This window comes from Atlantibacter subterraneus (genome assembly GCF_007570865.1).
GTDB classification, from domain to species: domain Bacteria; phylum Pseudomonadota; class Gammaproteobacteria; order Enterobacterales; family Enterobacteriaceae; genus Atlantibacter; species Atlantibacter subterraneus.
In genome coordinates, this window is sequence record NZ_VLPS01000008.1 from 58,790 (window position 1) to 79,322 (window position 20,533).

Annotated in this window: 17 protein-coding genes; 9 read left to right on the top strand and 8 right to left on the bottom strand. The window is 56.5% G+C overall.

Translation table 11 applies throughout. The annotated features are described in order from the left end of the window. The first annotated feature begins 13 nt into the window (after positions 1-13). Positions 14-1,483, top strand: a complete 1,470-nt coding sequence (locus FND52_RS15145) for a fructuronate reductase (protein WP_144131649.1) — start codon at positions 14-16, stop codon at positions 1,481-1,483. 135 nt (positions 1,484-1,618) lie between these two features. Next, positions 1,619-2,392, top strand: coding sequence for a Uxu operon transcriptional regulator (gene uxuR / locus FND52_RS15150; RefSeq protein ID WP_144131651.1), 774 nt, complete (start codon positions 1,619-1,621; stop codon positions 2,390-2,392). On the opposite strand, the gene nadS is transcribed toward uxuR, so the two are convergent. From nadS to greB, 3 genes are all read right to left on the bottom strand, one after another. Next, positions 2,389-2,691 (bottom strand): NadS family protein, encoded by a 303-nt coding sequence (nadS, locus tag FND52_RS15155; protein ID WP_144131653.1) that lies wholly within the window; start codon positions 2,689-2,691, stop codon positions 2,389-2,391. The two genes, uxuR and nadS, sit on opposite strands and share 4 nt — an antisense overlap. A 29-nt stretch (positions 2,692-2,720) precedes the next feature. Beyond that, positions 2,721-3,038 carry a type II toxin-antitoxin system RelE/ParE family toxin gene (locus FND52_RS15160; RefSeq protein ID WP_144131655.1) on the bottom strand — a complete coding sequence of 106 codons (318 nt, stop codon included), beginning with the start codon at positions 3,036-3,038 and terminating at the stop codon, positions 2,721-2,723. A gap of 124 nt (positions 3,039-3,162) precedes the next feature. Further along, on the bottom strand, positions 3,163-3,651 hold the full coding sequence (greB, locus tag FND52_RS15165; RefSeq protein ID WP_125292573.1) for a transcription elongation factor GreB: 489 nt from the start codon (positions 3,649-3,651) through the stop codon (positions 3,163-3,165). Between the two features lie 135 nt (positions 3,652-3,786). Between greB and FND52_RS15170 the strand changes: the two genes are divergently transcribed. The 4 genes from FND52_RS15170 (at position 3,787) to feoC (ending at position 9,368) form a co-directional block, all read left to right on the top strand. Further along, complete coding sequence (locus FND52_RS15170) at positions 3,787-6,105, top strand: Tex family protein (RefSeq protein ID WP_144131657.1); 2,319 nt, start codon at positions 3,787-3,789, stop codon at positions 6,103-6,105. Positions 6,106-6,557: 452 nt separating this feature from the next. After that, positions 6,558-6,782, top strand: coding sequence for a ferrous iron transporter A (feoA, locus tag FND52_RS15175; RefSeq protein ID WP_125292575.1), 225 nt, complete (start codon positions 6,558-6,560; stop codon positions 6,780-6,782). A gap of 21 nt (positions 6,783-6,803) precedes the next feature. Next, complete coding sequence (gene feoB, locus FND52_RS15180; protein WP_144131659.1) at positions 6,804-9,122, top strand: Fe(2+) transporter permease subunit FeoB; 2,319 nt, start codon at positions 6,804-6,806, stop codon at positions 9,120-9,122. Positions 9,123-9,131: 9 nt separating this feature from the next. After that, positions 9,132-9,368 (top strand): [Fe-S]-dependent transcriptional repressor FeoC, encoded by a 237-nt coding sequence (feoC, locus tag FND52_RS15185; protein ID WP_125292577.1) that lies wholly within the window; start codon positions 9,132-9,134, stop codon positions 9,366-9,368. A gap of 58 nt (positions 9,369-9,426) precedes the next feature. Here feoC and FND52_RS15190 read toward each other — a convergent pair whose 3' ends face one another. Then, a complete protein-coding gene (locus tag FND52_RS15190) occupies positions 9,427-9,696 on the bottom strand; it encodes a YdgH/BhsA/McbA-like domain containing protein (RefSeq protein WP_125292578.1) in 270 nt (89 codons plus the stop codon). A gap of 114 nt (positions 9,697-9,810) precedes the next feature. Next, positions 9,811-10,596 carry a pimeloyl-ACP methyl ester esterase BioH gene (gene bioH / locus FND52_RS15195; protein WP_125292579.1) on the bottom strand — a complete coding sequence of 262 codons (786 nt, stop codon included), beginning with the start codon at positions 10,594-10,596 and terminating at the stop codon, positions 9,811-9,813. A gap of 34 nt (positions 10,597-10,630) precedes the next feature. Here bioH and gntX point away from each other — a divergent pair, with 34 nt between their 5' ends. Continuing rightward, positions 10,631-11,314 (top strand): DNA utilization protein GntX, encoded by a 684-nt coding sequence (gntX, locus tag FND52_RS15200; RefSeq protein ID WP_144131661.1) that lies wholly within the window; start codon positions 10,631-10,633, stop codon positions 11,312-11,314. A 58-nt stretch (positions 11,315-11,372) separates the two neighbouring features. Further along, the gene (nfuA, locus tag FND52_RS15205) at positions 11,373-11,948 is read left to right on the top strand and encodes a Fe-S biogenesis protein NfuA (protein WP_144131663.1); all 576 of its coding nucleotides are present in this window, start codon (positions 11,373-11,375) and stop codon (positions 11,946-11,948) included. A 64-nt stretch (positions 11,949-12,012) separates the two neighbouring features. Here nfuA and malQ read toward each other — a convergent pair whose 3' ends face one another. Together malQ and malP are read right to left on the bottom strand one after the other, a co-directional pair. After that, on the bottom strand, positions 12,013-14,121 hold the full coding sequence (gene malQ, locus FND52_RS15210; RefSeq protein WP_144131665.1) for a 4-alpha-glucanotransferase: 2,109 nt from the start codon (positions 14,119-14,121) through the stop codon (positions 12,013-12,015). A 9-nt stretch (positions 14,122-14,130) separates the two neighbouring features. Beyond that, positions 14,131-16,533, bottom strand: coding sequence for a maltodextrin phosphorylase (gene malP, locus FND52_RS15215; RefSeq protein WP_144131667.1), 2,403 nt, complete (start codon positions 16,531-16,533; stop codon positions 14,131-14,133). 493 nt (positions 16,534-17,026) lie between these two features. Between malP and malT the strand changes: the two genes are divergently transcribed. Then, complete coding sequence (gene malT, locus FND52_RS15220; protein WP_125292583.1) at positions 17,027-19,732, top strand: HTH-type transcriptional regulator MalT; 2,706 nt, start codon at positions 17,027-17,029, stop codon at positions 19,730-19,732. Between the two features lie 25 nt (positions 19,733-19,757). On the opposite strand, the gene FND52_RS15225 is transcribed toward malT, so the two are convergent. Continuing rightward, on the bottom strand, positions 19,758-20,516 hold the full coding sequence (locus FND52_RS15225) for a DeoR/GlpR family transcriptional regulator (RefSeq protein WP_144131669.1): 759 nt from the start codon (positions 20,514-20,516) through the stop codon (positions 19,758-19,760). Positions 20,517-20,533: the final 17 nt, after the last annotated feature.

Consider the following 20,533-nt stretch of genomic DNA (forward strand, 5'->3'; position numbering starts at 1 on the left):
CCCGGAGTTTAAAATGGAACCGACTATTGCTAACAGCACGCTGCCCGTGGCGCGTCCGCTGTGGGATAACGCACGTCTGTCATCCCGTATTGTTCACCTTGGCTGCGGCGCGTTTCACCGTGCCCACCAGGCGTTATATACCCATCATCTGCTGGAGCAGTCCGACAGCGACTGGGGCATCTGCGAAGTCAACCTGATGCCCGGCAACGACCAGACGCTGATCGAAAACCTGAAAAAACAAAATCTGCTGTATACCGTGGCGGAAAAAGGTGCACAGCGCACCGAACTGAAAATTATCGGTTCGATGAAAGAGGCGCTGCACCCGGCAATTGACGGCTGCGCGGGCATTCTGGCCGCCATGGCGCGTGAGCAAACCGCCATTGTTTCCCTGACCGTAACCGAAAAAGGCTACTGCACCGAGGCCGCCAGCGGCGAACTTGACCTTAATAATCCGCTGATCCAGCACGACCTGGCCCATCCTGACCAGCCAAAATCCGCCATTGGCTATATCGTGGAAGCGCTACGCCTGCGCCGCGAACAGGGGCTGAAGGCGTTTACCGTGATGTCCTGCGATAACGTGCGGGAAAACGGCCACGTGGCGCGCGCCGCCGTGCTGGGGCTGGCGAAAGCACGCGACGCCGCGCTGGCGGACTGGATTGAAACCCACGTCACCTTCCCGTGCACGATGGTTGACCGCATCGTGCCTGCCGCGACGGCGGAAACCCTGGACGATATCGCTGGCCAGCTCGGCGTTTACGATCCGTGTGCCATCGCCTGTGAGCCGTTCCGCCAGTGGGTTATTGAAGATAACTTTGTTAACGGTCGTCCGGAGTGGGACCGCGTAGGCGCGCAGTTTGTAGCGGACGTGGTGCCGTTTGAAATGATGAAACTGCGGATGCTCAACGGCAGCCACTCTTTCCTCGCCTACTTAGGTTATCTGGGCGGTTATGAGACCATCGCCGAGACCATGACCAACCCGGATTATCGCAATGCGGCGCTGGCGCTGATGCTGCGCGAACAGGCACCGACGCTCGCTATGCCGCAAGGCACCGATCTGGAGGCCTATGCGCACCTGCTGATCGAGCGCTTCAGCAACCCGTCCCTGCGCCACCGCACCTGGCAAATCGCCATGGACGGCAGCCAGAAGCTGCCGCAGCGTATGCTGGACCCGATCCGCCGCCATCTGGCAGACGGCCATGACTGGTCGCACCTTGCGCTGGGCGTGGCGGGCTGGATGCGCTACGTGGCGGGCGTGGATGAACATGGCAATGCCATTGAGGTAGTGGATCCGCTGTTAGCGGACTATCAGGCAATTGTTGCCAGCGCCAGCGCCGAACAGCGCGTGCAGGCGCTACTCGGCCTGAGCGCGATTTTCGGTCAGGATTTACCGGCAAATCCCGCGTTCGTTTCTGCCGTCGTGGCAGCGTTACAGCAGTTGAATGCCAGCGGTGCGCGCGCCGCGGTCGCCGCGCTGAACCGGTAACCCATCAACAGGCCGCTCAGCTTTCTGGCGCGGCCTGTTTCTTCGCTGACTCTGCGGGTTGATATGCTATAGTCAGGCCAATTCCGGGCGGTTTTCGACACCGTTCGCCACCGAATCAATTCTGACAGTAACGTTATGAAATCAAACACTCCTCAACAGCGCCCTTACCAGGAAGTCGGCGTGATGCTGCGCAATATGATTGCGCAAAAACAGTACGCCGTCGGCGAGCGGCTTCCGCCGGAACGTGAGATCGCGGAAATGCTCAACGTGACGCGTACCGTGGTGCGCGAAGCGTTGATCATGCTGGAAATCGAAGGACTGATTGAGGTGCGGCGCGGCGCGGGCATTTTTGTGATATCTACGCCTTCAGCACCGTCAAACTCCCCAGGCAGCGCGGCGCAGTGCAACGATGCCGGGCCGTTTGAACTGCTCCAGGCGCGCCAGCTGCTGGAGAGCAACATTGCCGAATTCGCCGCCCTACAGGCGACCCGGGAAGATATCGTCAAAATGCGCCAGGCGCTGCTGCTGGAAGAGCAGGAGCTGGCATCCGACGCGCCGGACGAAACCGAGAGCGGCGATATGCAGTTCCATCTGGCGATTGCCGAAGCCACCCACAACAGCATGCTGGTGGAGCTGTTTAAGCAATCATGGCAGTGGCGCGAGAATAACCCGATGTGGATCCAGCTTCACCGCCATCTGGATAACACCCACTACCGCAAAGAGTGGCTGTCGGACCATAAACAGATCCTGGCGGCGCTGATCAAGAAAGATGCTAAAGCCGCCAAGCTGGCGATGTGGCAGCACCTCGAAAACGTCAAACTGCGGCTGCTGGAGTTCTCCAACGTGGATGATATCTACTTTGATGGCTACCTGTTCGATTCATGGCCGCTGGATAATGTGAACGGTTAACGGCCTATCGCAATGAGCTGCTTGATGATCCCAGGATTTGCCTGGAGCAGAAGTAAGAGTTTACGCGGCGCGCCAGTCGGCTGACGCCGCTTCGTTTCCCAGCTTTTTACCAGGTCATAGCTAACGCCAACGGCCAGCGCGAAATCCTGTTGTTTCAAACCAGCCGCTTCCCGGATGGCTTTCACATCGATATCGCTATAGATATGGACATGCTCAGGCCCTGGGCTTTGCTTGCCTTGTTCGATGTTCACCATTTCTTCTGCACTTGCCAGCAGATCGGCAAATAACTCTTCTTTCATCTGTACCTCGTTGCCCTGGTAACGCTGCCTCAAATCAGCATATCAGCAAGCTGCCTGAGCTGCTTTTTTTGCTCTGGCGTTAGATCATCCTGTTCGTTCTTAGGGTATATCAGCGCCAGATAAAGGCGGCCTTTGCGGGTTAAATTGTAATAAATTATCCGCAAGCCGCCGCGCTTACCCATTCCGGTGCGGCTCCAACGCATTTTTCTAAAACCACCCGTATCGGAAATCGTATCGCCAGTTTCCGGATCGTTAATCAGTTCCTCCTGTAAACAGCGGAACTCATCATCATGCATTAACGCAGCTCGACGCCGGGCAAAACCATACAGTTCGATAAATGTGAACATGTCGCTCCCTGACTCGTTAAGGTCTTTGCGACATAGTACATGTACTGGGTACATGGCTCAGCGTTTTTATGTGTACTAAGTACACCTTTAAGACTACACCAAGATGTCAGCATTAGCAGACTAATTACTGCCCTTCCCCTTTTTCATACCGAATACTGTTCACAAACCACATCTTTTCCCCTTCCGGGGTTTTTACCACAAACTCTTCATCGACCTGCTTTTTCAGAATGGCGCGCGCCATCGGCGAGTCGATGGAGATGTAATCTTTGCGCTCGCCGTAAATCTCTTCCGGGCCGACGATGCGGAAAGTTTTCACATCCCCCGCTTCGTTTTCAATTTCCACCCAGGCACCAAAGAAAACCCGGCCCTCCTGCTGGGGTGAATAGTCAACGATTTGCAGTTGCGGCATCAATTTGCGCAGGAAGTGTACCCGCCGGTCAATCTGGCGCAGGATGCGCTTATTGAAGGTGTAATCGGCGTTTTCGGAGCGGTCGCCGAGACTCGCCGCCCAGGAGACGATTTTGGTGATTTCCGGGCGTTTCTCGTTCCAGAGATAGTCGTGCTCTTGCTTAAGCTTGTTATACCCTTCGCGGGTAATCAGTTTGGTCGCCACGCGTTCACTCTCGGTTGATTAAACATAAACGGAACTGTCCGAATCCATGACCGCATCGTGCAGCGACTGGCATTTTGTTCCGGCAATCCGTATAACTGTGCCCTGAAATTTTCGCATCCAACAGATGAAATTGCCATGATGAATGATTCACTCAGCCGTATTATCGCCGGTGAACTTCAGGCCAGAGCCGAACAGGTCGCCGCCGCCGTTCGCCTGCTTGATGAAGGGAACACCGTACCGTTTATCGCCCGGTATCGTAAGGAAGTGACCGGCGGTCTGGACGACACGCAATTGCGTCAACTTGAGACGCGTCTGGGCTATTTGCGCGAGCTGGAAGAGCGCCGCCAGTCGATTATCAAATCGATTGAAGAACAAGGGAAACTCACCCCGGAACTGGCCTCCGCCATCAACGGCACGCTCAGCAAAACCGAACTCGAAGATTTATACCTGCCGTATAAACCCAAGCGCCGCACCCGTGGACAAATCGCCATTGAAGCGGGCCTTGAACCGCTGGCGGACCTGCTGTGGAATACGCCGTCTCACGATCCTGAGACCGAAGCCGCGAAGTTTATCGATGCCGATAACGGCGTGGCCGACAGCAAAGCCGCGCTGGACGGGGCGCGCTATATCCTGATGGAGCGCTTCGCCGAAGACGCCGCATTGCTGGCGAAAGTCCGCGACTATTTGTGGAAAAACGCCCATCTGGTGGCGAGCGTAGTCAGCGGTAAAGAAGAGGAAGGCGCGAAATTCCGCGATTATTTCGACCATCATGAACCGATTGCAACCGTACCTTCGCACCGCGCGCTGGCAATGTTCCGGGGCCGTAACGAAGGCGTGCTGCAACTGGCGCTGAATGCCGATCCGCAGTTCGACGAGCCGCCGCGTGAAAGCCACTGCGAGCAAATCATTATCGATCATCTGGGCTTACGCCTGAACAATGCCCCGGCAGACAGCTGGCGTCGCGCGGTAGTGAGCTGGACCTGGCGCATTAAGGTATTGATGCATCTGGAAACCGAGCTGATGAGCACCGTGCGCGAACGCGCCGAAGAAGAGGCCATCAACGTGTTCGCCCGCAACCTGCACGATCTGCTGATGGCAGCCCCTGCCGGGCTGCGCGCCACTATGGGTCTCGATCCGGGCCTGCGCACCGGGGTGAAAGTGGCGGTGGTAGACGGCACCGGCAAACTGGTGGCGACCGATACCATTTATCCTCACACCGGGCAGGCTGCTAAAGCCGCCGTGGCGGTCGCCACGCTATGCGCTAAACATAACGTTGAGCTGGTCGCCATCGGCAACGGCACCGCGTCCCGCGAAACCGAACGCTTCTTCCTTGACGTACAGAAGCAGTATCCACAAATCACCGCCCAGAAAGTGATTGTCAGTGAGGCGGGTGCGTCGGTTTATTCCGCCTCTGAGCTGGCAGCGCAGGAGTTCCCGGATCTGGATGTCTCGCTGCGCGGTGCGGTGTCTATTGCCCGTCGTTTGCAGGATCCGCTGGCGGAGCTGGTAAAAATCGACCCGAAATCCATCGGCGTCGGCCAGTATCAGCATGACGTCAGCCAGTCGCAGCTGGCGCGCAAGCTGGATGCGGTGGTGGAAGATTGCGTAAACGCCGTGGGTGTGGATTTGAATACCGCGTCGGTGCCGCTGTTGACCCGCGTCGCCGGGCTGACGCGCATGATGGCGCAAAATATCGTCAGCTGGCGCGACGAAAACGGCCAGTTCCAGAATCGTCAACAACTGCTGAAAGTGAGCCGTCTGGGGCCGAAAGCCTTTGAACAGTGCGCTGGATTTTTACGCATCAACCACGGCGATAACCCGCTGGACGCCTCCACCGTTCACCCGGAAGCCTATCCCATCGTTGAGCGTATCCTGGCCGCCACCCAGCAGTCGCTGCGCGATCTGATGGGCAACAGCAATGAATTGCGGAGTCTGAAAGCGGTGGATTACACCGATGAGCGTTTCGGCGTGCCGACGGTTAGCGACATCATCAAAGAGCTTGAAAAACCGGGCCGCGATCCGCGTCCGGAATTTAAAACCGCGCAGTTCGCCGAAGGGGTGGAAACCCTCAACGATCTTACGCCGGGCATGGTGCTGGAAGGCGCGGTGACCAACGTGACCAACTTTGGTGCCTTTGTGGATATCGGTGTCCACCAGGACGGCCTGGTGCATATCTCCTCGCTGTCGGACAAGTTTATCGACGATCCGCATAAAATAGTGAAAGCGGGCGATATCGTGAAGGTTAAGGTGCTGGAAGTGGATTTGCAGCGTAAGCGCATCGCGCTGACCATGCGTCTGGACGAGCAGCCGGGCGAAAGCACCCCTCGCCGCAGCGCAGGCGGGCCCGCATCCCGTCCGGCGCAGCAGCAAAAGCCCCGCGCGCGCGATAATAAACCCGCAGGCAATAGCGCCATGGGCGATGCCCTTGCCGCCGCTTTGGGTAAAAAACGTTAACAACAGAGGCCGGGAAACCGGCCTTTTATTTCCCCTGTAATATTTCGCAATATGAGAATCGCGGAATATTTTCTATTATTGATTTTATTGGTTTTCCCGGCGCTGATTATCATAAAATATACGCGTCATTCTCATTTTAATAACAAAAAAACCGTCAATACCGCATTCGACCGATAAAAATCAGTGCGCCTCATTTTATTTTAACAAGCTGATATTATTAATATTTCTTAATAAATTCGCATTTCAAGCGTTTATTTTTCATTCTTTGCGCCAAAACAATGAATGGTTAAATATTGTATTTAGCAACATATTCTGCATTGAAGATAAAAACCATTCTCATTATCATACCTTTCCATCAAGATTATTCCTTTTCTGCCAATGAATCTGGTTTCCTGTGCCTGCCCTCCAGTCATGGAAACCCTGTTCCCGACTACGAAAGACAAGAAGGCTCTATGCAATTTTGCGCTAACAGTACCTGGAAAATCACCGGCTTTGCCCGGGAAATTAGCCCGGCTTACCGCCAAAAATTACTTTCGTTAGGTTTACTCCCCGGCTCCTCTTTTGACGTGGTGCGCGTCGCCCCGCTGGGCGATCCGATTCATATTTCCACTCGTCGGGTAAACCTTGTGTTACGCAAAAAGGATTTAGCGCTGGTACAGGTTGAAGCATCGTCCTGATTTTTGAGCTCAAATTGACCTATGAAAAAGCTAACCATTGGATTAATCGGCAACCCGAACTCGGGTAAAACGACTCTGTTTAACCAGTTAACCGGCTCCCGGCAGCGGGTAGGCAACTGGGCGGGCGTCACCGTTGAACGTAAAGAGGGCTTTTTTACCACGCCCGAGCATCAGGTCACGCTGGTAGATTTACCCGGCACCTACTCCCTGACGACGATCTCCTCTCAGACCTCGCTCGATGAGCAAATTGCCTGCCATTACATCCTGAGCGGCGACGCCGACCTGCTGATTAACGTCGTGGACGCCTCGAACCTCGAACGCAATCTCTATTTGACGCTGCAACTGCGCGAGCTGGGCATTCCCTGCATTGTTGCCCTGAACATGCTGGATATCGCCGAGAAACAGCAAATTCGCATTGATGTGGACGCGCTGGCGAATCGCCTCGGCTGCCCGGTAGTGCCGCTGGTTTCCACGCGCGGACGCGGCATTGATACCCTGAAACGGATTATCGATCGTGACCACCATGCCCAAAACGCGATCGACGTGCATTACGCCGCGCCGCTTTGCCGCGAGGCTAAGCATCTGGCGGAACATATGCCCGGTGAGATGCCGTTTACCCAGCGCCGCTGGCTGGGTTTGCAGATGCTGGAAGGCGATATCTATAGCCGCGCGTTTGCCGGTGATGCGGCGCAAAAGCTGGACGTGGCGTTAGCGCGACTCACCGAAGAAATGGACGATCCGGCGCTGCATATCGCCGATGCGCGTTACCAGAGCATCGCCGCCATTTGCGACAGCGTCAGCAACAGCTTAACCGCAGAGCCCCACTACTTAACCACCGCGCTGGATAAAATCGTTATCAACCGTTTCCTCGGCATTCCGGTGTTTTTGCTGGTGATGTACCTGATGTTCCTGCTGGCGATTAACATTGGCGGCGCGTTGCAGCCGCTGTTTGACGTCGGTTCGGCAGCGATCTTTATTCATGGTTTGCAGTGGGTTGGCGCAACGTTCCATTTCCCGCAGTGGCTGACGATATTCCTCGCCCAGGGGATTGGCGGTGGTATCAATACCGTTCTGCCGCTGGTGCCGCAAATCGGCATGATGTATTTGTTCCTCTCGTTCCTTGAAGATTCCGGCTATATGGCGCGCGCGGCGTTTGTGATGGACCGCCTGATGCAGTCCCTCGGCTTGCCCGGCAAATCCTTCGTCCCGCTAATTGTCGGCTTCGGCTGCAACGTGCCGTCGGTGATGGGCGCGCGTACCCTGGATGCGCCGCGCGAGCGGCTGATGACCGTGATGATGGCACCGTTTATGTCCTGCGGAGCGCGGCTGGCGATATTCGCGGTATTTGCCGCCGCGTTCTTCGGGCAGCAGGGGGCACTGGTGGTGTTTTCGCTGTATCTGCTGGGCATTGTGATGGCGATCCTCACCGGCCTGATGCTGAAGCACACCATCATGCGCGGCGAAGCGACGCCGTTCGTGATGGAACTGCCGGTTTATCACGTCCCACATCTGAAAAGCCTGGTGCTGCAAACCTGGCAGCGTCTGAAATCCTTCGTGATGCGCGCCGGGAAGGTGATTGTGGTAGTCAGTATTTTCGTCGGCGCGTTAAACAGCTTTTCGTTTAGCGGCAAGCCAGTGGATAACATCAATGACTCTGCGCTGGCGTCGGTGAGCCAGGTGCTCACCCCGCTGCTGAAGCCCATCGGCGTCCAGGAAGATAACTGGCAGGCCACCGTGGGGCTGTTTACCGGCGCGATGGCAAAAGAAGTGGTGGTCGGCACATTAAACACGCTGTACACCGCCGAAAATATTCATCAGGAAGAATTTGATGCTGCCAGCTTTAACCTGCTTGATGAACTGGGCGGCGCGGTAGAAGAAACCTGGCAGAGCCTGAAAGACACCTTCAGCCTGAGCGTGCTGATGAACCCGATTGAGGCCAGCAAAGGCGACGGCGAGATGGAAAGCGGCACCATGGGGGTGATGAGCGCCAAATTTGGTAGCAGCGCGTCGGCGTACAGCTACCTGATTTTTGTCCTGCTGTATATTCCATGCATTTCGGTGATGGGGGCGATCGCCCGCGAAACCAGCCGCAGCTGGATGGGCTTCTCTATTCTGTGGGGACTGAATATCGCTTACTCGCTTTCGACGCTTTACTACCAGACCGTGTCGTTCCAGCAGCATCCGCAATACAGCCTGGTATGCATCCTGGCGGTCGTGTTGTTTAACGTGCTGGTGCTGACGCTGTTACGTCGGGCGCGCAGCCGCGTTGACCTCGGCGTGTTGGGGCAGCGCAAGGCGGCGGAAGTCTGCTGTGAAGCCTCATCCAGCCACTGTCATTAAGGTGAACGTATGGCGACGCTGATACAAGTTCGCGATTTGCTGGCGTTACAGGGACGTCTGGAGGCCAGCCGGATGAGTGAGTTGCTCGCCACTCCGCGTCCGATGATTGACGCAATGCTGGGACGACTGGAAGCAATGGGTCGGGTAAAACGCGTGACGGAAGACTTGAGCGGGTGTTTGTCAGGCAGTTGTAAACGCTGCCCTGAAGGAAATGCTTGCCAAAAAACGTTCTGGACGCTTCAATAGCACCACAAAATAAAGAAAGCAGTGGCACTAAAAAAGGCGGGTTACCCCGCCTTTTTCATTATTTGTAGACGTCGGCCGTTGCGCGGATATCCTGCGTTTTCTTATCGGCGCTGGTGATCACATAGTAAGTGCCGCCCATTTCATCGGCTTTTTTCGACAGTTCTTTCCTGGCGTCCATCGGCGCGCTTTCATCGCTGGTGGAAATCGTGCCAATCTTGGTCAAATTCATTCCTGCCACTTTATCTTTCTCGAGTTCTTTCGCTGCGAATACGCCGAAAGAAAGCGAGCCGATAACTAAAGAAGTAACAATGCCAGTGACTAATTTCATAGCTTCACACTCCTTAGAAAGGTTTGTTGTTTTGTGATGCCTGGCGGGGGCGACTCTGCGCCGAAAAATAAAAATTGCCCGTGGGACAACCACTTTCTAAGTATTGACCGTTATTTATACTTTTGCCAGAGACTCACCCAGGCTAAACAGCACCTCGCAAAACATTTCAGAATTATTGATAAACGGTGCGTGGGCGGCTTTATCAAACATCACCGACCGGCTGTCCGGATAACGTTCATCCAGCAACACCGCAACTTTGCGCGGCACCAGCCCATCCAGCCGACCATATAAACGCCAGAACGGCATCGTCAATGCGGCGAGATCGTCGCGCAAATCGACCGACCGGAGGATTTCCAGGCCGCCGTTCAGCACGTCGACGGATGGCATCGGCGCATCAAGAACGATGGATTTCAACCTGCGGGCATCCTGCCGGGCGCTTTCCGTGCCCAGAGTCTGTAACGCCAGGAAGCGCTCGACGGTACGCTGAAAGTCTTCGCTTAACTGCTGCTGAAAACCCGCCAGCACCGCGGGCTTGATCCCCGGCCACTGCTCCTCTTCGCGGGCGCTGAAACATGGTGATGATGCGACGGTTACCAGTGCGTCTACCCGTTCCGGGTGCGTTAACGCGATCTGGCTCGCCACCAGCCCGCCCAGGCTCCAGCCCAGCCAGATGGCATTTTTGGGGGCCTGACGCAGCACGCACTTTGCCATCGCGTCGAGATCCATCGCGCCGAAACCGGTACTGCGACCATAACCCGGCAAATCCACCAGATGCAGGGTAAATTGCGAGGCTAATTGCTCGCTGATGCAATCCCACACGCCGGCATTCAGTCCCCATCCGTGCAACAGCACAAGATCAATATTTCCCTCTCCCCGGGTCTGCCACCAGATGTCATTCATTCGCTAAAGTCTCATTTTTGTCAGGAAGACCACGATGCTAACAGTACCCGCCTTGTGTTGGCTATGCAGGATGCCGCTTGCCGTTTCCCGGTGGGGGATTTGCTCCTGCTGTTACACAGCGCTGCCCGCCCCACCGCCCTGCTGCCCGGTGTGCGGATTGCCCGCCGTCGTAACCACATTGCCCTGCGGACGCTGCCTGCGAAAATCCCCGCCGTGGCAACGGCTGCTCTACGTAACGGATTACTGCCCGCCATTGAGCACGCTGGTACAGGGGTTGAAGTTTTACCGGCAAACCGCCCTGGCCCAACCGCTGGCGCGGCTGATATTGCTGCGCGTGCGTCAGGCCCAGCAGGAATTGGCGCTACCGCTTCCCGACTTAATCATCAGCGTGCCGCTGCATCGGCGACGGGCGTGGCGACGGGGATTTAACCAGAGCGCGCTGTTGGCAAAACCGCTTGCCCGCTGGCTGGGCTGTCGCTATGAGGCACGAGCATTAAAGCGCGTCAGGAACACACCGGTTCAGCACCATCTCAGCGCACGGCTGCGAAAAAAAAACCTGCGCGCGGCATTTCGCCTTGAATTGCCCGTGCGCGATCTCCATATCGTTATCGTGGATGACGTCGTTACAACGGGCAGTACGGTGGGAGAAATTGCCAAATTATTGCATCGCCATGGCGCGGCGACTGTCCAGGTATGGTGCCTGTGTCGAACCTTGTAGAGGGTCGATGATGGGCGTATTATAACCAGGTAAAATAGTCAACTATTAGGCCATTGCTATGATTCGTATTTCCGATGCTGCCCAGGTGCACTTTGTCAAACTTCTGGCTAACCAGGAAGAAGGCACCCAAATCCGCGTGTTCGTGATTAACCCAGGTACGCCGAATGCAGAATGCGGCGTGTCATACTGCCCGCCGGATGCGGTCGAAGCCAGCGACACGGCGCTGACGTTTGAACATCTCACCGCTTACGTGGACGAGTTAAGCGCTCCGTATCTGGAAGACGCGGAAATCGACTTTGTCACCGACCAGTTAGGGTCGCAGCTGACGCTGAAAGCGCCGAACGCCAAAATGCGCAAAGTATCCGATGATGCCCCGCTGATGGAGCGCGTGGAGTACCTGCTGCAATCGCAGATCAACCCGCAGCTGGCTGGTCACGGTGGCCGCGTGTCGCTGATGGAAATCACCGACGAAGGCTTTGCCATCCTGCAATTCGGCGGCGGCTGTAACGGTTGTTCGATGGTAGACGTGACGCTGAAAGAAGGGATCGAGAAGCAGCTGCTGAACGAGTTCCCGGAACTGAAAGGCGTGCGCGATCTGACTGAACACCAGCGTGGCGAGCACTCTTACTACTAATCTGCTGACCGCCGCAGACAAAAAAGCCGCTGATGTCGTTCAGCGGCTTTTTTATGTCTGCCGATTACTTCGCCTTCGGCACCTCACGCTTGCGCGAAGCCGCGCGACGCCGTTTATCCAGATCCTTAATCAGCTTGTTGACGCCTTCATCGGCGAACATCTTCTCAAGGGGCGCGGATAATTTACGTCGCCAGTTTTTATACTGATAGCTGGTGCCGGGAATATTGACCGGGTCCGCCATGTCCAGCCAGTCCTCCGGCTGTAAACCGAGCAAGGCGCAGTGCGTATCGGCGATATAACGCTGCATCGCCCGGTTAAGCAGCGGCGTCATCTTCATCCCTTTAGCTTTACGTCCCACGCTTTTCGGCAGGCAGTTGTACTGGTGCAGCGCGTCCAGCAGCCCCTGTTTGGCGCGTTCGCGATCTTCATACAGCCCGCGCAGCACAATTTCATCCGGGTAGAGGCCCAGCGTTTTACCCAGCGTTAAATCGCCGCTTTCCCAGTAGCCGCGCAGGGTCGGCAAATCATGGGTGGTCGCCACCGCCATCGCCTGCTCAGGCCAGGCCTGCGGCGCGCGGTAGTGCTTGCGGGAGTCGTTTTCGAAATAGAGCACTTTGTAGGAATAGACCCCGTTCTGGCGCAGTTTGCCGACGATCTCCACCGGCACGGTGCCCAGATCTTCGCCAATCACCATGCACTGGTGGCGCTCGCTTTCCAGCGCCAGGATCGCCAGTAAATCGTCCACCGGATAGTGCACGTAAGCACCCTGATCCGCGGTTTCGCCATAAGGGATCCACCACAGGCGCAGCATCGACATCACGTGATCGATACGCAGCGCGCCGCAGTGGGTCATATTGGCGCGCAATAGCTGGATAAATGGCTCATAGCCGCGCGCGGTCATCACGTGCGGGTCCATCGGCGGCAATCCCCAGTTTTGACCGAGCGGCCCGAGGATATCCGGCGGCGCGCCGACCGACGCTTTCAGGCAGTACAGCTCGCGGTCACACCAGGTTTCCGCGCCGCCTTCCGCCACACCCACCGCCAGGTCGCGATACAGGCCGACCGGCATACCGTGTAGCTGGCTGGTTTCCCAACACTCGGCGAACTGTTTCCAGGCCAGCCATTGCAGCCACAGATAGAACTCGATGTCGTCGGCATGCGCTGTGCAAAAGGCTTTCACCTGCGGGCTGTCGATGGACTGATAGCCCTCGGGCCAGACCGGCCAGCCCCAGCGCAGCTCGTCCTCTTTCACCTGTTCAGCGTGCAGCGCATCAAACGCGGCCTGCCAGTAGAGGCTGTCGCCTTCGCTGTCGACAAAATCGCGAAACCCGCGCACCTGTTCATCATCCTCGTCACGCAGGGAGAACTGTTTCCAGGCCATGCGCAGGCCCGCCATTTTCAGCGCGGTCACCGCAGAATAATCAACCCACTGCGCATCCCGCGCCGCTTTCAGCGTCTGCTGGGTAGTGGGCATTTCCCACCAGGCGCGCGCCTCTTCGCTTTGCTGGAAATCGTCAATGGCGTTCACGTCGATATAAATGACGTTCATCCAGCGGCGCGATGACGGGCTGTAAGGGCTGGCGCTTTCCGGATTAGCGGGATAAAGCGCGTGGATCGGGTTCAGGCCGATAAAGCTGCCGCCCCGTTGCGCCACAGAGACCAGCATCCGTTTCAGATCGCCGAAATCGCCAATCCCCCAGTTGGTGCGCGAGCGCAGGGTATACAGCTGTACACACGCGCCCCAGATTTTTTCGCCTTTAACGAGGGTTTCCGGTTCAAAGCAGCGTTTCGGCGCGACGATCAACCGGCATTCCCACTGCTGGGATTTTTGCTTCAGCATCAGGGTGTGGTAACCCAACGCTAATTTGGCGGGAAGCCGCAGGCTTTCGCCGCCCGTCGCGCTTCCCTTATGCTGCTTGCCCGCTTCCGTGGTCAGCAGCCATTCATATTCACCTTTCCCCTCAAGGGTAATCGCCATGCGGGTGCTGGAACGCAGCACCTTTACGCCGGGGATCGGCGCCGCAGCCGGCTTTTTAACCGCATGGGTGCGGTTCATCGCTTCCAGCAGGCGGCGCTTGGTTTCCGCACCAATCGCCTGAGCTTTGCCGTGAGCATTAATGTAATTAGCGCTAATACCCGCCTCGAGGGCGGCATTATTCAGGCGTTTATCCATGGCATATCCTTAACGTTTGGCCTGCCAAATACGGGTCTGGTAGTCGCGAATCGAGCGGTCAGAGCTGAACATGCCGCAACGTGCGGTATTCAGGATAGCAGCTCGCGTCCAGGCTTCCTGGTCGCGGTACAGTAAATCCGCCTGTTTTTGCGCCGCCACGTAGGAAGCGAAGTCGGCCATCAGCAGATACGGGTCGCCGCCGGCTTTGCCGATGCTTTGCAGCATCGGGTCGAAAGCGTGCTTGTCGCCATCAGCATAGACGCCCTTCTCCAGCTCTTTCAGCACCGCATCCAGCAGTTTGTCTTTTTTACGCCATTTCACCGGGTCGTAACCTTTGGCTTTCAGCACTTTGACTTCGTCTACCGTCAGGCCAAAGATGAAGATGTTTTCCACACCCACTTTCTCGGCGATTTCAACGTTCGCGCCGTCCAGGGTACCGACGGTGAGCGCGCCGTTAAGCGCCAGCTTCATGTTGCCGGTGCCGGAGGCTTCTTTACCGGCGGTAGAAATTTGCTCGGAAATATCCGCCGCCGGGATCATTTTCTCCGCCGCCGACACGCAGTAATCCGGCAGGAACACCACTTTCAGTTTGTCGCCCACGCGCGGATCGTTGTTGATCGCATCGGCCACTTTGTTGATCGCGTAGATGATGTTTTTGGCAAGGTAATACCCCGGCGCGGCTTTCGCGCCGAACAGGAACACGCGCGGCACGCGGTCGGCTTGCGGGTTTTCGCGGATCTCTTTGTACATCGCCAGAATCTGCAACAGGTTCAGGTGCTGGCGCTTGTACTCGTGCAGGCGTTTAATCTGGATGTCGAACAGGGCTTCCGGGTTGATTTCAATACCGGTACGCGCTTTTACGAAAGCAGCCAGCTTGACCTTGTTACGCTGTTTGATGGCGCGGTATTGGTTACGGAAATCGGCGTCATCGGCATATTTTTCCAGTTCCGCCAGCGCGTCTAAATCGTTCACCCACTCTTTGTTCAGCGTCTTGTCGATCAGCGCCGCCAGTTCCGGGTTGCACTGTTTGATCCAGCGACGCGGCGTGATGCCGTTGGTCACGTTGTGGAATTTGGTCGGCCACAGCTGGTGATATTCCGGGAACAGATCTTTTACCACCAGATCTGAGTGCAGCGCCGCCACGCCGTTGACCGCGAAGCCGCTCACCACGCACAGGTTTGCCATGCGCACCTGTTTGTCATACACCACCGCCAGTTTAGCCCACACCGCCTCGTCGCCCGGCCAGGTCTTGTCCACCAGCACTTTGAAGCGCGCGTTGATCTCTTTAATGATTTGCATGTGGCGCGGCAGCAGGGTGCGGATCAGCCGCTCGTCCCAGCACTCCAGCGCTTCAGGCATCAGGGTATGGTTGGTATAGGCAAAGGTTTTGCTGGTGATGGCCCAGGCCTCATCCCAGCTCATCTGATGCTCGTCAATCAGCACGCGCAGCAGCTCAGGGATAGCGATGGTCGGGTGGGTATCGTTGAGCTGAATCACTTCGTAATCCGGCAGTTCGTTAAGCGAACGACCCAGATAGTGATGGCGGCGCAGGATATCGGCAATCGAGCAGGCGCACTGGAAATACTGCTGCATCAGACGCAGCTTTTTACCGGCCTGATGGTTGTCGTTCGGATAGAGCACTTTGGTGAGCTTATCCGCATCAATGCCCTGCTGCTCGGCACGCAGGAAGTCGCCGTCGTTGAATTTGGTCAAATTGAATGGATGCGCATGGGTGGCCTGCCACAAGCGCAGCGGCTGTGCTACGCCGTTCTGATAGCCCAGCACCGGCAAATCCCAGGCCTGACCGGTGATGGTAAAGCCCGGCTCCCAGACCTGCTGGTCGCCGTTTTTCACCAGTTTGCCGCCAATGCCTACCTGCACATCCAGCGCCTCGTTGTGGCTGAACCACGGGTAGCTTTCGCGATGCCAGTTATCCGGTGCTTCCATCTGCTTGCCGTCTTCGAACGACTGGCGGAACAGGCCGTACTGATAGTTCAGTCCATAGCCGGTGGCCGCCTGGCCGACCGTCGCCATGGAGTCGAGGAAACAGGCCGCCAGACGACCCAAACCGCCATTGCCCAACGCCGGGTCGGTTTCCGCTTCCAGCAGATCGGTCAGGTTGACGCTGTGGGTCGCCAGCGCGTCGCTCACCGCCTGATACCAGCCCAGGTTGAGCAGGTTGTTGCCAGTCAGGCGGCCAATCAGGAATTCCATCGAGATATAATTCACATGGCGCTGGTTGGTTTCAGGCTGAACCCGCGGCTGGGCGTGCAGCATTTCCGCCAGCGCGGCGCTGACGGCGTGCCACCACTGGCGAGACGTCATCTCGCTGGCGGCGGATAAACCAAAATGTCGCCACTGACGCGTCAGGGCGGCCTCAAACTGGGTAGTGTCAAACGTCGTCTGTGACATAGAAACAAGGGTCCTGTAAAAAAGTAGTGGCATTAGCGCTAGTGTGCCTGGCAGCCACGGCAAATTCCTCATCCTGCCGGGGATTAGGCAGGGAGGAGTAGTGGGGAGTAGGCAAAAATGTGATCCCAGACACTTAACACAATCTCAAATTACTTTTCAGCCGCTTGGTGTAAACCTCATCAGCAATAACAATCTGTAAGTGCCCATGTCTACGCCGGTGCATAATTCACTATCTGAATATTTACATTAGCGATGAGTCTCAAAAAATGAGACGCCAGTCTCAACGCCCTCTACAGGCCGCTTGTTACCTCGCCCAAATGTCTTAGCACCTATTCATATTAGTTATCGAAATGTGACTTAGTGCAACTTTAGCCGCTTCTAAAATCGACATAACTTGCAATACTTCATAGGGTGTCCGACCCTACATGCCTGCATTAATTACGAGGCGCAAAATAAATCCTTCGGCCTGGATTACACAGTGAAGTGACCATCTATGTTGATACCGTCTAAATTAAGTCGCCCGGTTCGCCTGGAAAATACCGTTTTACGTGAACGGCTTCTGGCGAAATTGAGTAGCGCGCATCACTATCGACTGGCTCTTGTCACCAGCCCGGCGGGCTATGGCAAAACTACGCTGGTTTCCCAGTGGGCTTCCGGTAAACAGTATCTCGGATGGTTTTCTCTGGATGAAGGAGATAACCAGCAAGAGCGCTTTGCCATTTATTTGATTGCGGCGATCCAACAGGCCACGGGCGGCCATTGCCCCACCAGCGAAGTGATGGCGCAAAAACGCCAGTACGCCAGCCTTAACTCCCTGTTTGCCCAGCTTTTTATTGAGATCTCCGACTGGGAACACCCGCTGTATCTGGTGATTGACGATTATCATCTCATCACTAACCCGGTGATCCACGACGCCATGCGTTTCTTTCTGCGCCATCAGCCGGAAAATGTCAGCCTGGTGGTGTTATCGCGTAATTTGCCGCAGCTCGGCATTGCTAACTTGCGGGTGCGTGACCAACTGCTGGAAATCGGCAGCCAGCAACTGGCTTTTACCCATCAGGAAGCCAGACAATTTTTTGATTGTCGCCTGAATGCCCCTATCGAACCGGCTGAAAGCAACAAAATGTGCGATGACGTCGCCGGATGGGCGACTGCATTGCAGCTTATCGCCCTTTCCGCCCGTCAAAACAACACCTCGGCGCATCAGTCCGCCCGTCGCCTGGCGGGAATTAATGCCAGCCATTTGTCTGATTATCTGGTGGATGAAGTGTTGGATAACATCGATGTGGATGTACGCAAATTTCTGCTGAAAAGCGCCCTGCTACGCTCGATGAACGATGCGCTGATCGTGCGCGTCACTGGCGAAGAAAACGGCCAGATGCGGCTGGAAGAGATTGAGCGCCAGGGTCTGTTCCTGCAACGCATGGACGATAGCGGCGAGTGGTTCAGCTATCATCCCCTGTTTGGTAACTTCCTGCGCCAGCGCTGCCAGTGGGAACTGGCGACGCAGTTGCCGGAAATTCATCGCGCCGCCGCCGAAGGCTGGATGGCGCAGGGTTTCCCTGGCGAAGCCATTCATCACGCGCTGGCGGCAGGCGATGCCGCCATGCTGCGCGATATTCTGCTCAATCACGCCTGGGGTTTGTTCAACCACAGCGAACTGACGCTGCTGGAAGAGTCCCTGAAAGCGCTGCCCTGGGAGAGCCTGCTGGCTAACCCGAAACTGGTGTTGCTACAGGCCTGGCTGATGCAAAGCCAGCATCGCTACGGCGAAGTGAACACCCTACTCGCCCGCGCCGAACAGGAAATGAACGGCGAGATGGACGAAACGCTGCAGGGCGAATTTAACGCGCTGCGCGCCCAGGTGGCGATTAACGATGGCGATCCGCAAGAGGCGGAGCGGCTGTCGATTATCGCGCTGGAAACGCTGCCGCTGGCGAGCTACTACAGCCGCATCGTTGCGACATCGGTACACGGCGAAGTGCTGCACTGCAAAGGCGAGCTTAGCCAGTCGCTGGCGGTAATGCAGCAAACCGAAATGATGGCCCGTCGCCATGACGTCTGGCACTACGCCCTGTGGAGCCTGATCCAGCAAAGCGAAATCCTGTTCGCCCAGGGCTTTTTACAGGCCGCCTGGGAAACTCAGGATAAAGCTTTCACCCTGATCCGCGAACAGCATCTGGAACAGCTACCGCTGCATGAATTTTTGCTGCGCATCCGGGCGCAGCTGCTGTGGGCCTGGGCGCGTCTGGATGAGGCGGAAGCCTGCGCCCGTCAGGGCATTGAGGTACTGGCGAACTATCAGCCCCAACAGCAGCTACAGTGCCTGGCGCTGCTGGTGCAAAGCTCGCTGGCGCGTGGCGCGCTGGATAATGCCCGCAGCCACCTCAACCGTCTGGAAAACCTGCTGGGCAACGGTCCGTATCACAGCGACTGGGTGTCGAACGCCGACAAAGTACGGGTGATCTACTGGCAAATGACCGGCGATAAAACCGCTGCCGCCACCTGGCTGCGCCAGACGCCGAAGCCCGGCTCAGCCGATAACCATTTTCTGCAAAGCCAGTGGCGCAATATCGCCCGCGCGCAAATTCTGCTGGGGGATTTCGATCCGGCGGAGATGGTGCTGGAAGAGCTGAACGAAAACGCGCGTAGCCTGCGCCTGATGAGCGATATCAACCGCAATCTGCTGCTGTTGAACCAGCTTTACTGGCAGTCGGGCCGCAAAAGCGACGCCCAGCGCGTGCTGCTGGAAGCGCTCACGCTCTCCAACCGTACCGGTTTCGTCAGCCATTTCGTGATTGAGGGCGAAGCGATGGCGCAGCAGCTACGCCAGCTGATCCAACTCAATACCCTGCCGGAGCTGGAACAGCATCGCGCGCAGCTGATTCTGCGCGAAATCAATCAGCATCATCGGCACAAGTTCGCCCATTTTGACGAGAATTTTGTCACCCGTTTATTAACTCATCCTGAAGTGCCGGAACTGATCCGCACCAGCCCGCTCACCCAGCGCGAATGGCAGGTGCTGGGGCTGATTTATTCTGGTTACAGCAACGATCAAATCGCCGGCGAGCTGGACGTGGCGGCCACCACTATCAAAACCCATATTCGCAATCTGTATCAGAAACTGGGCGTGGCCCATCGCCAGGCGGCGGTGCAGCATGCCCAGCAGCTGCTTAAAATGATGGGATACGGGGTGTAGAAATACCCGGCAACGCCGGGTATTTCTAGCAGAGTTCCAACTGGATATTATGCTCGCGGATCACCTGCAACACGCCTGCGGGCGGCGCGGTATCGGTGTAAACCGCATCCACCAGGCTGATGCTGCCCAGATTCACCATGGCGTTACGGCCAAACTTCGAATGATCCACCACCAGCATCACGTGGCGCGAGTTGTCAATAATCGCCCGCTTGGTGCGCACTTCATGGTAGTCAAACTCTAACAGCGAGCCGTCGCTGTCGATGCCGCTGATGCCGAGAATGCCGAAATCCAGCCGAAACTGGGAAATAAAATCCAGGGTCGCCTCGCCGATGATCCCACCGTCGCGGCTGCGCAGTTCGCCGCCTGCCAGAATGATGCGGAAATCGTCCTTCACCATCAGCGTGTTAGCGACGTTGAGGTTGTTGGTCACGATGCGCAGGTTTTCATGATTCAGCAGCGCGTGGGCCACCGCCTCCGGCGTGGTGCCGATATCGATAAACAGCGTGGCACCGTTAGGGATTTGGCTGGCGACCCGCTCGGCGATACGCGCCTTTTCTGAGGTCTGGGTCGCCTTGCGGTCGTGCCAGGAGGTGTTGACCGAACTGGATGGCAGCGCCGCGCCGCCGTGATGGCGCAAAATCATATTCTGATCGGCCAAATCGTTTAAGTCGCGGCGAATGGTCTGTGGGCTAACGGAAAATTGCTCCACCAGCTCTTCAGTGCTGACGTATCCTTGTTTTTTTACAAGCTCAATAATGGCGTCATGACGCTGTGTTTGCTTCACTCTTTTCTCCTGAACTG

What these genes read in the sequence shown, in the direction of transcription:
- malQ (WP_144131665.1), bottom strand. Translation starts at nt 14,121, where the DNA reads ATGGATAAACGCCTGAATAATGCCGCCCTCGAGGCGGGTATTAGCGCT.
- uxuR (WP_144131651.1), top strand. Translation starts at nt 1,619, where the DNA reads ATGAAATCAAACACTCCTCAACAGCGCCCTTACCAGGAAGTCGGCGTG.
- malT (WP_125292583.1), top strand. Translation starts at nt 17,027, where the DNA reads ATGTTGATACCGTCTAAATTAAGTCGCCCGGTTCGCCTGGAAAATACC.
- FND52_RS15145 (WP_144131649.1), top strand. Translation starts at nt 14, where the DNA reads ATGGAACCGACTATTGCTAACAGCACGCTGCCCGTGGCGCGTCCGCTG.
- bioH (WP_125292579.1), bottom strand. Translation starts at nt 10,596, where the DNA reads ATGAATGACATCTGGTGGCAGACCCGGGGAGAGGGAAATATTGATCTT.
- feoA (WP_125292575.1), top strand. Translation starts at nt 6,558, where the DNA reads ATGCAATTTTGCGCTAACAGTACCTGGAAAATCACCGGCTTTGCCCGG.
- malP (WP_144131667.1), bottom strand. Translation starts at nt 16,533, where the DNA reads ATGTCACAGACGACGTTTGACACTACCCAGTTTGAGGCCGCCCTGACG.
- nadS (WP_144131653.1), bottom strand. Translation starts at nt 2,691, where the DNA reads ATGAAAGAAGAGTTATTTGCCGATCTGCTGGCAAGTGCAGAAGAAATG.
- feoC (WP_125292577.1), top strand. Translation starts at nt 9,132, where the DNA reads ATGGCGACGCTGATACAAGTTCGCGATTTGCTGGCGTTACAGGGACGT.
- FND52_RS15160 (WP_144131655.1), bottom strand. Translation starts at nt 3,038, where the DNA reads ATGTTCACATTTATCGAACTGTATGGTTTTGCCCGGCGTCGAGCTGCG.
- gntX (WP_144131661.1), top strand. Translation starts at nt 10,631, where the DNA reads ATGCTAACAGTACCCGCCTTGTGTTGGCTATGCAGGATGCCGCTTGCC.
- nfuA (WP_144131663.1), top strand. Translation starts at nt 11,373, where the DNA reads ATGATTCGTATTTCCGATGCTGCCCAGGTGCACTTTGTCAAACTTCTG.
- FND52_RS15190 (WP_125292578.1), bottom strand. Translation starts at nt 9,696, where the DNA reads ATGAAATTAGTCACTGGCATTGTTACTTCTTTAGTTATCGGCTCGCTT.
- feoB (WP_144131659.1), top strand. Translation starts at nt 6,804, where the DNA reads ATGAAAAAGCTAACCATTGGATTAATCGGCAACCCGAACTCGGGTAAA.
- FND52_RS15170 (WP_144131657.1), top strand. Translation starts at nt 3,787, where the DNA reads ATGATGAATGATTCACTCAGCCGTATTATCGCCGGTGAACTTCAGGCC.